Here is a 14812-nt window from a genome sequence, read left to right as displayed (position 1 = left end):
GGCAGAGTAAACCTGGCATGGGTGCCTTTGCGAAGTGATTGGCCGCGTCAATACGAATAAAATCCAGAGTAAGTTTTCTCCCCTAATCATATCCCTACAGCATAGCATTGGGTGGAGCTTCAATATGATGTAGGTACTGTCGAGCCAGCTGGCTTAAGGCAAGCTCATCGGGTAGGCCATGATGCCACCACACTTCCCGACCCTTTCGAATCAGCACAAGAGCAGGCGTCGAGCGAACGCCAAAACTTTGCGCGAGATCAGCCCGAGCCTCGGAGTCGATGCGTAAAAAACGTAACTGAGTGCCATACCGGTTGCGTAGGGAATCCAGCAGTGCGACAAGCGGTTCGTTTTGCTCCTTGGAGGACGTAAAGGTTAGTAGGATAGCAGTAGGTGGGTCCGAAACTTGAGCGCCCGTTAGATGAAGCGGCATAGTCAATGAGTGGGTCTATCGTCACTGATTCATTTGTATTCGTAGCGGGTAAAGATGCGTGGTTACTGCTTATAAATGGTTGAGCTTCGTCAGGTAGTCGGCTGACTTTTCGCCAGAACTGCCCATTTATTCGCCTAATAAAATGATATGTTGCCAAGTCAGGGTACTTAAGCCTGTTGCAAACTTCGCTGTTGCTACATGTAACGTGCCTTGCAGAATACTACTACCTTTCTTACTATATCTAAGTAGTACCATATCTACCTATTAGTAAATTATTGAGTTATCATTTGGTAGTTATGTACCTCTTTTCATAACTTTTTCGGCTCAAACCACCTCAATAATTAAACAAGATGAACCCTCGTACTTTTACTCAACCTTCGCCCCTGCCTGTTAACGGTAAGCGGCCTTTTCAACAACAACTGCTGGACTGGATTGCCGCCGTTCAGCAGTTTAACACCCTCTATCAGCAAGCCCAGGCCGTGTTACAAACGCCCAATTCGTATCCGCTTGCACAAACCGATTCCTCTGAGTTGGCTTTAATCCTGGAGCAGATGGGGCAGCAACTCGCTGCCTTTGTTAAAGAGTTAGATCCGACTTGTCAGGAAAGTTTTAAACCGCTAAACCCCCACCGGTTGGGACTGCATACCCAACGAATGAATGTACTCAGTGAGCAGCTTAAGTGTAAGCTCGTGCGCGTGTTGAACTCAGAATTAGCGGGTGGCGAACAGCTAAGCAAGTCAGTCTATGAGTATGCCTAGCCATTGATTCAACAATCCAACCAACACTCGGACCTGTTTTGCCGGGTGTTGGTTGGTGTTTAATTACGTTGAACGCGTAGGCTTTGAGCTAGCTAGGAAAGTATAAGTTTAGATGCCATCTAATAGCTACAGGGCGCTGAAATAAGTGTAATCCATCCCGTACTATTTTAAATCAATGCTCAACATAACAGGCTATGGAAACCTTATACGTTTTATGCACAACCTTTCTTGGAAGCTTGGTAACGGTAATCGCTTTCGAAATCCACAGTCAGAAAGAACAAGCTCGCGGGTATGCTGGTAAGCAGCATTATGAAGCAATGCTGTGGAAACAGATGGAGCCGTATAAAACCCTGTTGGAACAGAATCGGCAATTGTTGTCAGAAAATATTGACCTCCGAAGGAAGCAGGCTCAGCTTGAGCGGAAATACGAGCGAATGCTGGCAATATTGAATTAGTGGCAAAAGGTTATCGACTATGGCGACTTACTTTCCCAGATGCTAGCCAGTCGTCTATTTGTCCTTTTACGTACCATCTGTCCTTGCCAATCTTGAATGAGGATAGCCCTAGCATCTTTCGGTAATAGACGAGCGTATGATAGTCCCGACGTAAATACTCCTGTGCTTCGGCTTCCGTTAGTAGTCGGTTACGGTCTAACTCTTTCCGTAACCGTTCCTTTTCGTCGGCGGCTTTAGCTAGCTCTTTCCGGCAATCATTGAGCGTTTGAATCAGGTCGTATACTATACTTTCGTCAATGACGATGGGGGTGCGAGTGGGGAAGTCTTTCATGGGGGATTTCGTTTTTACGGAAAATAACAATCCCTGTTTTATTTAGTATCAAGCCGCCATAATAAACCTATGAGTCAACCCTTGGGCTTATACTTTATTCCTTTATGCCTATCAATGCTACTCTAAAAGAGATGGAGAGCGGTAGTCAATGATTCCATTTGAACCCTGCCACATCAAATTCCATTTGCTGGTTTCCCTCATTATAAAACGGTGCTTCTATAACGATCTTTTTAGCTTTCTTGAGCTTGGCAATAATTGCCTTTTCGTTATCAAAGAAGATAATATCAGAACTGTAATCAGCCGCCCCTGATGTACTATAGGTTATAGGCTTGCCATCATCAAAACGAATGCGTGCTGTTCCACCATCGGATGAATGGGTTATGAACTGGCCTTTACTCACTTTCAAGTAGACATCGGTACTGGCTCCTTTCTTACGAATCGAAAAACTGGCTGTTGAACCACCATTATAGGGAAAGTCGAACTGTAGCTGTTCGTTCGCGTCAATTGTTGCTATGTAATACTTTGACCCCATTTTATCGCTATTGTCAAAGTAAAACCATTTTTCTGCGGGCTTAGTCTCAGTTGGGGTTTCGACAGAGGAGGCTTGTAGAGAATCAGTTATCATTGTAGATTCGGTAGAGGCAGATGTTTCGCTTAAACTTTGCTGATTTCTGCCCATTTGTCCGATGAAGGAAATAACTAGCAAGCCTACAAATCCTATTCCGATCCATTTCCAGACGCTCGTTTTAGGGGGATCGATATATTGAATTGCCGGTGCTGGCTGGGGTGTGGTTTGTATAGCTGGCCGGGGGGCTTGTGGTTGCGGATGAGTGTTGTTGAGTACAGCCGCTTTTTGCTGATCAAACTCCTCGGGTGTGATAACACCCTGCTCGCGTAATTTTCCTAAACGTTCAAGTTTGGATAGGGTATCTTCATCCATGGCAATAGGGTTTATTTTGTTACTTAAAGCCACAAATTGAAGTGAATTAATTGGTTGTAGGAGTAGATTTACTAAGCGGTCATAGGATATAGGCTTCATGAATAGCTTTACATCCGCTTAATAAATCCATCCGTTTATGGCTATGGTAAATCAGTAATATAGCTATTCGTGTGTCCTTTGCCAGCTATGAAACACTTGTTCATACGTAGCTGCATTTACTTAGTGACTACTGCTACTGTCTTTGGACAGGGAGTTGCTACAAGACCACACTCCCGAACACAACCGAGAAAGCAACCAACAGAGGCAACCGTATTAGTTTGTGGTAGCCGAAATGCTTATGCCTATCACAGTTATGAATGTCATGGCCTGAATCGTTGCCGTTCAGGTGTTAGCCGGGTTAGTGTAAGTGAGGCTCGAAATATGGGCTATGTCCCGTGTAAGATTTGCTATTAGTTGTCCACAAAAGGCTGTTCACTCAAGAACTATCTACTGCTTGCAGATGAAATTTTATTTATTTCTTGACGAAAGTGGCGACCACGGCATGTCTAAAATTGATCCTAATTTTCCTATTCTGTTGTTATGTGGTGTTTTAATATCTGACTCCAAATATCAGCTTCTAAAACAGCAGATTGAGCAATTAAAGTATGATTTGTGGCAAGACGAAAGGGTAATATTACATTCAAGAGATATTCGACGCAAAGAGGGTCCCTTCTATTTGTTCACTCAGAAAGAAAAGTGGATTTACTTTTTGAGTGAATTTAATCGAATAGTTACAGAGTCAACGTTTCGAGTAATCAGTGCCGTTATACAAAAGGAAGCATATAAAGATCGGCAAGTTGCCAATCCCTTGATTGGCGTTTACGGACACGCCTTTACTTTTCTTATTGAAAGATGTGTGTTTTGTTTAGATGAGGTAAATAGGGATTTTTCACCAGAACTCCGAGTAATTGCGGAAAGCAGAGGTACGGATGCCGATTTGACAATTGCGAAATATCTTAAAACTATAAAACTTAGTCCAAGAGGCACAGGCTTTGTTCCAAGCCATAGGATTAACCAATACGGATTTTCATTAAACTTTATGGCTAAAAGTAAAAACAATGTGGGTTTGCAAATTGCCGATTTAATGGCTTACCCAATAGCTCGGTTTGTAATAGATGGATATACTACTAATCCTTCATTTGAAATATTGAAGCCACGAATTTATAATGATGGGAGGGGAAATTTCAAAGGGTACGGGCTCAAGGTGTTTCCTGAATAAAACAAAAAGTCAGACATCTGCCTGACTCTCTGCCGACCAAGTTCTCCCGATCCCAGCCCCGTAGGGTCGATGTAAAAATATGAGGCATTTCAATATCTTATATATTGCAACAAAAAAATACAATAGATTCTTTTATAATTCACATATTTCAATAAAACCCAAGTAATATCTATAATACCCGGTTTACTTTTCTAATTCCTATTGTGCATCAACACAGTCTGTACTACATTTTAAATCTCTCCCGTATTCATAAAAACCTAAAATTTCTAAAATTAAAATTTTCTCGCTAAACATTTCAAGATATTGAATAATGACAAAATATCCGTCCCCCAAACCGTCCCCATTTATTAAAATAAAAGTCGCAACCAACTGATTAACAGCTGATTGCGACTTTTTCATGTGCCGAAGGCGAGACTCGAACTCGCATGTCCGTAAAGACACACGCCCCTGAAACGTGCGTGTCTACCAATTTCACCACTTCGGCAGTACATTTCCCCGTGTTGGGATGGCAAAGATACGGGTCTCTACCATTTTTTTGCAAGATTTTTCTGCAAAAAATTCTCTAACTATCGATTAAACAGTAAACGTTCACCCGGCTTGTCGGCCACGAACTGACCGTCGTTGTATTTTATCTCTCCAGACACAATAGTATGCGCAACACTAGCCCCGAACGAGTGTCCTTCTAAAGGAGACCAGCCACACTTATAAAGAATGTTTTCCTTTGATACGTGAGTCGGCTTATTTGTGTCAATCAAAACAAGATCGGCCCAATTGCCCTCCCGAATATAACCACGCCGGTTAATCTGAAAACAGTCGGCAGGTGCGTGACACATTTTCCTGACTACCGTTTCAAGCGAGATTTTACCCTGCTTTACAAAATCAAGCATCATCAGCAGTGGATGCTGTACTAAGGGCAATCCGGATGGAGCTTGCCAATACGGTTGCTGCTTCTCAAGCCACGTATGGGGAGCATGATCCGTTGCAATAATATCCAGGCGATCATCTAATAATGCTTCGAATAGTGCTTGTTTATGATGCGGAGCTTTTATGGCTGGATTGCATTTGATTTGATTATCCAGCGCGGCATAATCGCTGCTGTCGAACCAAAGGTGATGCACACAAACCTCGGCCGTGATGCGCTTTTCTGTTAGCGGTACCTGGTTTGAAAACAGCGCCAGTTCTTCGGCCGTCGAAATATGTAAAATATGTAGTCGAGTATTGTGCTGACGGGCTAACTGGACGGCTAGGGAAGAGGACTTAAAACAAGCTTCTTCATTCCGAATGAGCGGATGTAAGCCAGCCGTAGCATGTTCGCCGTACTCAGTTTTATAGTACTCAGCATTCAATCGAATAGTAGCCTCATCCTCACAGTGTGTGGCAATGAGCATGGGGCTTTGCTGAAACAGTTTATTCAGAACGTCTTCATTATCAACCAGCATATTGCCAGTTGAAGAGCCCATAAACACCTTAATACCACATACCGTACGTGTGTCCGTACGTAATACCTCGTCGAGATTATTATTCGAGGCTCCCATAAAAAAGGAGTAGTTGGCTAACGATGTCTCGGCAGCGATGGCATATTTCTGAGCCAGCAGTTCCTGCGTCAACGCGTTCGGAACCGTATTAGGCATTTCCATGAAACTGGTAACGCCCCCGGCTATGGCAGCACGCGATTCGGAATGAATTGTAGCCTTATGGGTTAGTCCGGGTTCGCGGAAGTGAACCTGGTCGTCAATGACCCCCGGTATCAAATAACGCCCGTTTGCCTCAATAACCTGATTGACAGTCGTGTCGGACAAACCCGATTTTATCTGTGCAATGAAGCCGTCTTCGACCAGTACGTCTCCTTCGATAATGCGGCCCTCGTTGACAATGCGAGCGTTACGTATTAATAATTTTGTCATAACAAACGGGCAGCTTCTTTGGCGAAATAGGTTAAGATAACATTGGCACCAGCCCGTTTGATGGCTATCAGCGATTCCATCATAGCTCGTTCGCCATCTAACCAGCCCTTTTGAGCAGCCGCTTTAATCATCGCATATTCACCACTCACATTGTAGGCAGCTATCGGCAAATGAAAATTGTCGTTAAGCAATTTTATAATATCCAGATAAGCCATCGCCGGCTTGACCATCAGAAAATCAGCCCCTTCCTCGAAATCCAATTGCGCTTCGATCAGTGCTTCACGGCTGTTGGCCGGGTTCATCTGATACGTTTTTTTATCGCCAAATTTCGGTGCAGAGTCAAGGGCATCCCGAAATGGACCATAGAAAGCACTGGCGTATTTAGCCGCATACGACATTATGGCGACTTCGTGGAAACCCCCTTCGTCAAGTACCTTACGAAGGTATCCGACCCGACCATCCATCATATCCGATGGGCCAACGATAGTCGCTCCAGCCTGCGCCTGCGCTAACGCCATTTTACCCAGCACTTCCAATGTTGGATCATTCAGGATTTTGCCGTTCTCGACAATACCGTCATGCCCGTCGGAGCTATAAGGGTCCATCGCGACGTCAGTCATAATCACTACGTCCGGAAACCGATCTTTAATGGTTCGAATCGCGTGTAAATACAGACCGTCGGGATTATAACTTTCCGTTGCGTATTTGTCTTTCTTCGATTCGGGCAGATTCGGAAACAAGTCGAATGCCTGAACGCCTAAATCCACACATTCCTGTATCTCATTCAGCAACAAATCCAGCGACAAGCGATAAATACCCGGCATTGAGGATACTTCCGAACGAACGTTCTGCCCTTCCATTATAAAAAGAGGTAGTATAAAATCCGTAACGGACAGACGAGTTTCCTGTACCATGTCGCGGATAACAGCCGATTGCCGATTGCGACGAGGACGACGTATTAAGTTCATTAATTAGGGTGTAAAAGATGGAAGGTATAAACGTAAAAATGGCGCGTGCTGACGCCGACCACCAGTATCGTTTTCACCTTGCACTATAATCATACAATTAATTTGAATCCTTCGCCGTGTACATTAACGAGCTGAACAGAAGGATCTTCTTTCAGGTATTTCCGCAGCTTCGTTACGTATACGTCCATGCTTCGGGCGTTGAAATACGAATCGTCCCCCCAAACCATTTTCAGAGCAAAGCTACGACTGACCGGTTGATTCAGGTTTTGTGCCAGCAATTTTAATAACTCAGATTCCTTACTGGTTAGTTTCTGCGCGTTTTCATTGTGCGTCAGCAACTGATGCGGATAGTCGAAAGCGAAGTTACCAATTTGATACGTTGCCGGTTCGAGGGTATCCGTCGACCGTTGCGAACGCCGAAGAATGGCCTGAATACGTAACAGCAGTTCTTCCATACTGAAGGGTTTAGTTATGTAGTCATCAGCACCAACCTTAAAACCCTGTATTGTATCTTCCTGCATCGATTTAGCCGTCAGAAAAATAATTGGCACATCACGATTTCCCATACGAACCTCCTTGGCCAACGTAAAGCCGTCTTTTTTGGGCATCATTACGTCGAAAATACAGAGATCATAAGTTCCCGTCATGAAGAGTTGCAGGCCCTGATTCCCATCCGTTGCCCGTTCGGTTGGATAGCCTTTCATAGTCAGATACTCCTGAACCAGTTGTCCCAGATTGGGATCATCTTCAACTAATAAAATGGTTGGCATATAAAGTAAAAAGTGAAGAAGCGAAAAGATGAATACAGCCTGCAAAGCATTTACTCCTTCGCGCGTTCACCTAGTTTGTATGGTAAAATCACCTCGAACGAGCTGCCTTTGCCCAATTGGCTTTCAACATGAATCTGGCCGTGGTGTTCGTCGACCATTTTTTTTACGTAGCTTAACCCCAATCCGAATCCTTTTACGTCATGTCGATTTCCGGTGGGAACCCGATAAAATTTCTCAAAAATTCGACTGGTCTGCTCTTTAGTCATACCCACTCCCTTATCTGCTACGGTAATGCTCACCCCTTCGGGAAGGCTACGGGTTGTAAGGGTAATGTGCGGGCTCTCCGGCGAATATTTAAGGGCATTATCCAGTAGGTTATAGACAATGTTTGTCAGGTGAAGTTCATCAGCTTCAACAACTTCCCGGTCCGCATCGAAGTTCAAGTCCACTTCTCCTCCACGCTGTTCGATTTGCAGACCCAGATTATTCAGCACTTTTTCGATTACGTCATGTACGTTAACCGATGAGAAATTCAGTTTGATTTCGCCACGGTCAAGCAGCGCCATTTGAAGTACCTTCTCCACATGTGAGCCAAGCCTTCGGGTTTCGTCACGAATAATACCCATATACCGGTTCAATCGGAGGTCGAGGCGACTCCCTGACTCAGCAGCAACGACTTTAGGAGCGGCCACCGATTCTGAACGTAGCTGCTCCTGAGCCATTTCAACAGCCAGTGAAATCGTTGAAATAGGCGTTTTGAACTCATGAGTCATGTTATTAATAAAGTCATTCTTAATATCGGCGAGTTTTTTCTGCTTCACGATTGTGCTGATGGCGATATAGAAACAGGCCAGAATAACCAGAATTAGCACGACAGACGCGCCAAACGTAAAACCCAGCCTACCCAGGATAAATTGCTGCTGTGTCGGGAAATAGACGTAAACATAATTGCCTGTTTCGAGCAAATTATTCGGAAATAGCGCTGCTTTATAGCCATTTACATCAAACTGTTGCGCATCCATGCCCAGCGACGTAAACAAAAATTGCGGCTTTTGTCGGGTCCGAACAGCGTATGCAAAGGGAATGCTGATACCCCGCTCGGCTAATGCCTGGCGAAGTAACGTATCGAGCGCTATTCGGTTGACGCGGTCTTCAATGGGCCGCTCAGACAACAGCAACCCCTTCAGCACATCCTTAATCATATGCGATTTTTCCTCAGCTTTATACTGGCTTGTACTCGCTGGACGAGCCAGTGACTTGGTCGATGCAGCCGCCACCGGGTTAATTTGCTGTGCTTTCTTCTGCTGGAGTACCCGTGCCCGTTTTCTAGCCGCCCGCATGGTCGAATCCTTCCGGTGCTTCGATATGCTTACCTGGTTGTTGATTCGATTAACCTCATTTGTATAGACGTTTTCGACCCACCGATCAAACTGCTGCTGTTGAACTAACTGAGCCTGCCAGTCGCCAGCGGCCATAAGTTCTTCCTGCTGACGAAAAAATTCTTCAACAACGGCCATCTGTTCTGACGAAAGTGGTTGAACAATAGGATGCAGTATATCCGACTGAACAACCATAGCCCCCGCCGGTGCTGTACCGGATGCCATCATTTGCCGGGATTGAGTACTTGCGGAGTGTTCAGGTTGCTTGACCTGCGCGACTCGCTCGGAGGGCACAGCCAATACCCGCCGTTCTGAAGCTCGGTTACTAGCCGGTTTGCTCTCCTTTTTTGCGATTAATCTTAGCTGATTTTGCTGCTCCTTGGCACGAATACGCTGCTTTGTCAGGTAGACAATTTCCTGGCGCTCAAGGGTTCGAACGACCTCCTGTAGCGCATCAGTGACTTTATAAGCAAACTGTTCTTTCTGTAGCTGAAGTGCGCTGCCAATCCAGTAAAGTTGCAGGCCAACTAAACCTAGCAACCCTATTGCCATCAGCAGAACTATCCAGCGTATGCGTTGTTTCGACATTTTTTACTCGCTCATGCAACCTAAGCCCGGTTTTTTCATCTATAAGTCAACCGGTCGCGGTGGTCAGTAAAAGTACGAACCATGCCCACTACTCATTGGCTCGTTAACAAACTTTAACAACCTCTATAGCAATCGGTTTGGCAACTTATTGTTCCTTCGTTTGCAATTCTTCGTACTATGAAAAAAACAGTTTTTGCAGGTCACCGGTTCGTTCTGGCCCTGCTACTTCTGAGCACTGCCAGCGGATTCTCCATCGCTCAAAAAACGGCTCCGCTTAAGTCTAAGTCAGACAACAATGACGTAAATGTTCGGATCATTGAGCGAAACGGGGATGAGGTTCGAGAAATCGAGCGTACGTACCATATGAATGGCATGAGCGATCCAGAACGGGATAAACTGGTTATGAAACTGGTCGATTCTCTTAAAGCCACTCGTAAAGGGGGCGGTCGGCGGCAAATGACAATTATCGTGGAAGACACTGACGGTGATCGAATTGTAACACGCGAACGAAGTAATATTGTCAGAAAGCGATCACCGGGTGACGCATACGTACTGAGAGGTAAACTGCCAAAAGCCAGTACTGACTCCTGGAATAAACAGCAATGGCATCACGAGTTTGAATGGAAATCAGATTCTCTAGCTGATCAAATTCGACGCTTCAGCTATAAGTTTCCACGAGATTTTGATCGGCAAATTGCCCGCCCGTTTGAAGACTGGGCACGAAATTTTAGTGGAAAGCCCTCAACAATTCGTGGCCTGGACGCTTACCCCAACAACCCAGATCGTGCTCAGCTGAATGTTCGGTTTACCGCTCCTACAAAAGGGGATGTGAGTATAATTGTGACAAATCCGAAAGGCAAAGAAGTGGCCAAACGAGAGATCAAAGACTTCTCTGGTGAATTCGTTGGCCAGATTGACTTAGGCAAAAATCCACAAGGTGCTTATTTCATTACAGTGACTCAAAATGAAGACGGCGCTGTTAAACGAATTCTTATTGACTAATTAGGAACGTCAATCGGCGCTTATCCATTCACAGTCGAAAAAAAATAAGCGCCGATTGACGTTCCTCTAAAAAATATTTTCAAAAAATATAGTACTATGTATTGCAAGATACCCATTTAAGCATATATCTTTGCATTGTAATTAAAGCTAAAACTTATGAAGACGCTCTTAATCATCGGAATACTACTGATTGGCTTAAGCGGACAGGCCTTTAGCATGGGGCACCCTCACAATATATTTGCGGCCAGAAAACAGCTACGCGCAAAAGCGTCGGTGTCAGTCGTAAAAAATAAGCTTTCAGCTTCCTCATGCTGGCAGCAATCCGTTCAGTTGCCTAAAACTACGCTAGGCGAGCGCCTGCTATCGGCTTTATCGCACGTACGCCCGGTACGTTCGTTCTAGCTTAGTTTTCTCAATTAGTATCTATATTACAAATAGGCTATAAACATCTTGTATATATATTATTCGTAGAAACACTTTGTTTCACTCGACTCATAGTTTCTCCAATAGTTCCAGAATTCTATAAGCGTTACGTTCTATAAGCTTATCTCTCCGAGCAACCCTGCTCCTGCTTTCCTGATAATCCTCGCTTTCGTTTACCAATCTCAGTGCTGATAATCAGTACCTTCTCCTTCAATTTGACTTGCTAATAATTTCAATTCCGACCAGTTTTCACTGTTAGACGGCTAAGTGCTTCATACCTCAAAATAAATTATAAGCATTTTAATTTTGTATTAATCCATTAACAAAGACTATTTAGCTAAATTATTTCGTTAAAAATTTAGATAATTCAAGGATAAGCTATTGTTTTCGATAGGGTTTATCTATTTTTATGGTTTAGCCCGAAAACATCTCTACTAGCAAACCGTAACACTTTATTTATCGAGTACCCATGCGGAACACTGTTGTACGACCTATTTTACTTGTCGGCCTACTGTTCGTCAGTTTATTAACTGCGTTTGGTTTAATGAAGCCAGGACGTAACGTATGGAATCGACTATCCCATACTACTTTTAATAAATTAACCACGAATCGGGTAGAAACCCGAGTAGCTCGGCCAGAAATCGCTTCTTATAAATTCGGACCAGATGCCCGGCCTGTCGAAGTGTTTAGTCTTTCTGACAGTGGTCAGCATTGGGTAGATAGTGTTTTTCAGACACTGACCGCTGAGCAGAAGATCGGGCAGTTTTTTATGGTAGCTGCGTTCTCTAACCGGCACGAGAATCACTACCAATATATTGACCATCTGATTCAGACAAATCATATTGGTGGGCTGATTTTTTTTCAGGGTGGTCCTTACCGGCAGGCTATTCTTACCAATCGCTATCAGGCTGAGTCGAAAGTCCCGCTATTAATCGGCATTGATGGCGAATGGGGCCTGGGTATGCGGCTGGATAGCACCATGGATTTTCCAAAACAAATGGCATTAGGTGCTATTCGGGATAATGAGTTGATTTACCGAATGGGCGCCGAGATTGGTCGGCAGTGCCAGCGTCTGGGTATTCATATCAACTTTGCTCCCGTTTCCGACATCAACAGCAACCCGGCTAATCCGGTAATCGGTGTTCGATCATTTGGCGAGTCAAAAGAAAACGTAGCCTTAAAAGCTTCGGCTTATATGCGTGGCCTCCAGCAAACGCACGTCATTGCGACTGCCAAGCACTTCCCCGGCCACGGAGATACAAACGCGGATTCTCATCATACCCTGCCAACGATCAGCCGCTCATCGGAGCAGATGCGCGACATTGACCTGTATCCATTCCGCAAACTTATTGCGGATAGCCTGATGGGTGTTGTTACGGGGCATCTGCACGTACCCGTCATGGATAACACCCCCGCCCTGGCAGCTACCCTTTCTGAAAAAATTGTAACTGAGCTTCTCAAAAAAGAACTGGGATTCCGCGGGCTGGTTTTTACCGATGCCTTGAATATGGCTGGCATAAACCGCTCGCCGAAGCTGACAGACGTGTATTTAAGAGCGTTAATTGCTGGCAACGATATTTTATTGTATCCAGAGAATGTGCGTGAGGCTACTACAAACATTCTGAATGCAATTCAACATGGTGTTATTACACAGGATTTTATCGACGAAAAAGTCAAAAAGATTTTACGGGCGAAATACTGGGCTGGGCTTAGTAAATATAAACCCGTTGATCTGAATAGTCTGGCAAGCGACCTAAACTCTCCCGAGGCCAAGTTGCTGAAACAGGAGCTTTGCGAACGGTCTGTTACCGTCACAGAAAATAAAAATGACCTGTTGCCCCTCAATCGTCTGGATACGCTACGCCTGGCATCGGTAGCAATCGGAGCTGAGCCGGGTAATGTATTTCAGAAAGCGTTGAATCAATACGCGCCCTTTCAAACAGTTGCTGTCCCTGAAAAACCAGTTTCGGAAATTGACCTCAACAACATATTGACCCAGGTTGGCAATGCCAACACCGTAGTGGTTAGTTTTCATCGGATGAGCGAATCGGCTACCCGGAAATACGGCATTACGAAAGGTTCGCTGGATCTGATCAGCCATCTCAAGCAGCGGGGTATGAAGGTGATCGTTACCGCTTTCGGGTCCCCCTACAGTCTACCTCAGTTTGCGGGTGCCGATGCCTTAGTCTGTGCTTATCAGGAGCTTGACGATATGCAACGGGTAGTCCCACAAGTATTATTTGGGGGTTTGGGCGCTCGTGGGATGCTGCCGATTTCAATGGGCGACCTCAAAGTAGGTATGGGTCTGAGCTTAAATCCTGAAGGCAGGTTATCCGCTGGTTCACCAGAAAGCGTCGGGATGAAATCAACGATTCTCAACCAGATCGATGCTATTGCCCAGGGAGCCGTGAAAAACCACGTCGTACCCGGCTGCGAGATTCTGGTAGCCCGTAAAGGGAAGATTGTCTACAGTAAAAACTTTGGTACCCTGACTTACGCGGCTGGCTCCGAGAAGGTAACCGATGAAACACTTTACGATCTGGCTTCGCTGACGAAGGTGTTGGCTACGTTGCAGTCGGTAATGGTTTTATATGACCGTAAACAGATCGATCTGACCCAGAAAGCTTCGTTTTACTTACCTGAGCTACGAGGAACCAATAAGCAAAATATTACCCTTCAGGATTTGCTCTGGCACCAGTCGGGCATGGTCTCCTATTACCCCACAAGCTGGGATCGTACCCGCTTGCCCGGTGGTGGCCTGAAAGCAGAATATTACTCGGTAACTCATGATAGTTTACATACGCTCCAGATTGCGCCAACCCTTTGGGGTGTGCCAGCTCTGAAAGATTCGGTCTGGAAGTGGGTGGTTCATTCGCCAATGTCCCGTAAACTGGATGAAACGGGCAAACCTGCGTATGTATATAGCGATCTAAACTTTCTGACTTTACAGAAAATTGTGGAGCGCGTCAGTAAAGAGCCGTTGGACAAGTTCGTTACCGAAAATGTCTACAAACCACTGGGTCTTCATCAGCTAGGGTTTACTCCTCTACAACGGCTACCGCACCCACAATGTGCCCCAACAGAACAGGATACGTATTATCGAAATCAACTCCTGATTGGTACGGTACACGATCAAATGGCCGCTGTGCAGGGCGGTATTTCAGGCCATGCGGGCTTGTTTGGTAATGCCCGAGACATTGCGACATTATTGCAAATGAATCTTCAGAAGGGAATTTACGGAGACACGCGCGTACTAAATCCATTGACGGTACCCTATTTTACCCAAACCCTTAGTAACCGCAGTCACCGTTCGCTGGGTTGGGACAAACCAAATCCAGAGAGTTCAAGCAGTGTCTACCTGGCCCAGCAGGCGTCAGCCCGTTCATTTGGCCACACTGGTTTCACCGGAAATGTTGTGTGGGTTGATCCCGATGAAGAATTAGTTTTTGTATTCTTATCGAATCGTATTCACCCAACTGCCGGTAATAATTCTATCAATACGACTAAACTGCGTCGACGTATTCATGAGTTGATTTACAGTGCTATCGAAGAGAAATGAATTATCCCTTAATACCGCCAATGCCTCTGGTTTTACCAGAGGCATTT

General features: G+C 45.1%; 14 protein-coding genes and 1 tRNA gene. 6 read left to right on the top strand and 9 right to left on the bottom strand.

The genetic code is table 11. The annotated features are described in order from the left end of the window. Positions 1-94: 94 nt before the first annotated feature. Complete coding sequence (locus LN737_RS05155; protein ID WP_405516805.1) at positions 95-430, bottom strand: co-chaperone YbbN; 336 nt, start codon at positions 428-430, stop codon at positions 95-97. Positions 431-780: 350 nt separating this feature from the next. Between LN737_RS05155 and LN737_RS05150 the strand changes: the two genes are divergently transcribed. Beyond that, the gene (locus tag LN737_RS05150) at positions 781-1188 is read left to right on the top strand and encodes a hypothetical protein (RefSeq protein ID WP_405516803.1); all 408 of its coding nucleotides are present in this window, start codon (positions 781-783) and stop codon (positions 1186-1188) included. A gap of 194 nt (positions 1189-1382) precedes the next feature. Further along, positions 1383-1643: a hypothetical protein gene (locus LN737_RS05145; RefSeq protein ID WP_405516802.1), complete on the top strand. Its 261-nt coding sequence runs from the start codon at positions 1383-1385 to the stop codon at positions 1641-1643. A gap of 10 nt (positions 1644-1653) precedes the next feature. On the opposite strand, the gene LN737_RS05140 is transcribed toward LN737_RS05145, so the two are convergent. Further along, entirely contained in the window at positions 1654-1974 is a 321-nt protein-coding gene (locus LN737_RS05140) for a hypothetical protein (RefSeq protein WP_405516800.1), read from the bottom strand. 145 nt (positions 1975-2119) lie between these two features. Continuing rightward, positions 2120-2914, bottom strand: a complete 795-nt coding sequence (locus LN737_RS05135; RefSeq protein ID WP_405516798.1) for an SHOCT domain-containing protein — start codon at positions 2912-2914, stop codon at positions 2120-2122. A gap of 499 nt (positions 2915-3413) precedes the next feature. Here LN737_RS05135 and LN737_RS05130 point away from each other — a divergent pair, with 499 nt between their 5' ends. After that, entirely contained in the window at positions 3414-4172 is a 759-nt protein-coding gene (locus LN737_RS05130) for a DUF3800 domain-containing protein (protein ID WP_405516797.1), read from the top strand. 198 nt (positions 4173-4370) lie between these two features. Here the strand turns inward: LN737_RS05130 and LN737_RS05125 are convergent, their stop codons facing one another. The 6 genes from LN737_RS05125 to LN737_RS05100 all read right to left on the bottom strand — a co-directional run bounded on the left by LN737_RS05125 (position 4371) and on the right by LN737_RS05100 (position 9781). Then, positions 4371-4571: a hypothetical protein gene (locus tag LN737_RS05125; protein ID WP_405516795.1), complete on the bottom strand. Its 201-nt coding sequence runs from the start codon at positions 4569-4571 to the stop codon at positions 4371-4373. A 1-nt stretch (position 4572) separates the two neighbouring features. After that, positions 4573-4656 (bottom strand) — tRNA-Leu (locus LN737_RS05120). Positions 4657-4738: 82 nt separating this feature from the next. Continuing rightward, complete coding sequence (locus LN737_RS05115) at positions 4739-6076, bottom strand: dihydroorotase (protein ID WP_405516793.1); 1338 nt, start codon at positions 6074-6076, stop codon at positions 4739-4741. Next, complete coding sequence (hemB, locus tag LN737_RS05110) at positions 6073-7044, bottom strand: porphobilinogen synthase (RefSeq protein WP_405516791.1); 972 nt, start codon at positions 7042-7044, stop codon at positions 6073-6075. The genes LN737_RS05115 and hemB overlap by 4 nt, the downstream gene beginning before the upstream one ends. 89 nt (positions 7045-7133) lie before the next feature. Further along, positions 7134-7814: a response regulator transcription factor gene (locus tag LN737_RS05105; RefSeq protein ID WP_405516789.1), complete on the bottom strand. Its 681-nt coding sequence runs from the start codon at positions 7812-7814 to the stop codon at positions 7134-7136. Positions 7815-7864: 50 nt separating this feature from the next. Continuing rightward, positions 7865-9781, bottom strand: coding sequence for a sensor histidine kinase KdpD (locus LN737_RS05100; protein WP_405516788.1), 1917 nt, complete (start codon positions 9779-9781; stop codon positions 7865-7867). A gap of 177 nt (positions 9782-9958) precedes the next feature. Between LN737_RS05100 and LN737_RS05095 the strand changes: the two genes are divergently transcribed. The 3 genes from LN737_RS05095 to LN737_RS05085 all read left to right on the top strand — a co-directional run bounded on the left by LN737_RS05095 (position 9959) and on the right by LN737_RS05085 (position 14765). Further along, entirely contained in the window at positions 9959-10783 is an 825-nt protein-coding gene (locus tag LN737_RS05095; RefSeq protein WP_405516786.1) for a T9SS type A sorting domain-containing protein, read from the top strand. A 156-nt stretch (positions 10784-10939) separates the two neighbouring features. Continuing rightward, entirely contained in the window at positions 10940-11185 is a 246-nt protein-coding gene (locus tag LN737_RS05090) for a hypothetical protein (protein ID WP_405516784.1), read from the top strand. Positions 11186-11675: 490 nt separating this feature from the next. Beyond that, the gene (locus tag LN737_RS05085; protein ID WP_405516782.1) at positions 11676-14765 is read left to right on the top strand and encodes a glycoside hydrolase family 3 N-terminal domain-containing protein; all 3090 of its coding nucleotides are present in this window, start codon (positions 11676-11678) and stop codon (positions 14763-14765) included. The last annotated feature ends 47 nt before the right edge of the window (positions 14766-14812 follow it).

This window comes from Spirosoma sp. KNUC1025 (assembly GCF_045160025.1).
In the GTDB taxonomy this organism is placed as follows: Bacteria; Bacteroidota; Bacteroidia; order Cytophagales; family Spirosomataceae; genus Spirosoma.
The sequence above is the reverse complement of the archived record's forward strand: the minus strand, read 5'-3'. Positions and strand labels throughout refer to the sequence as shown.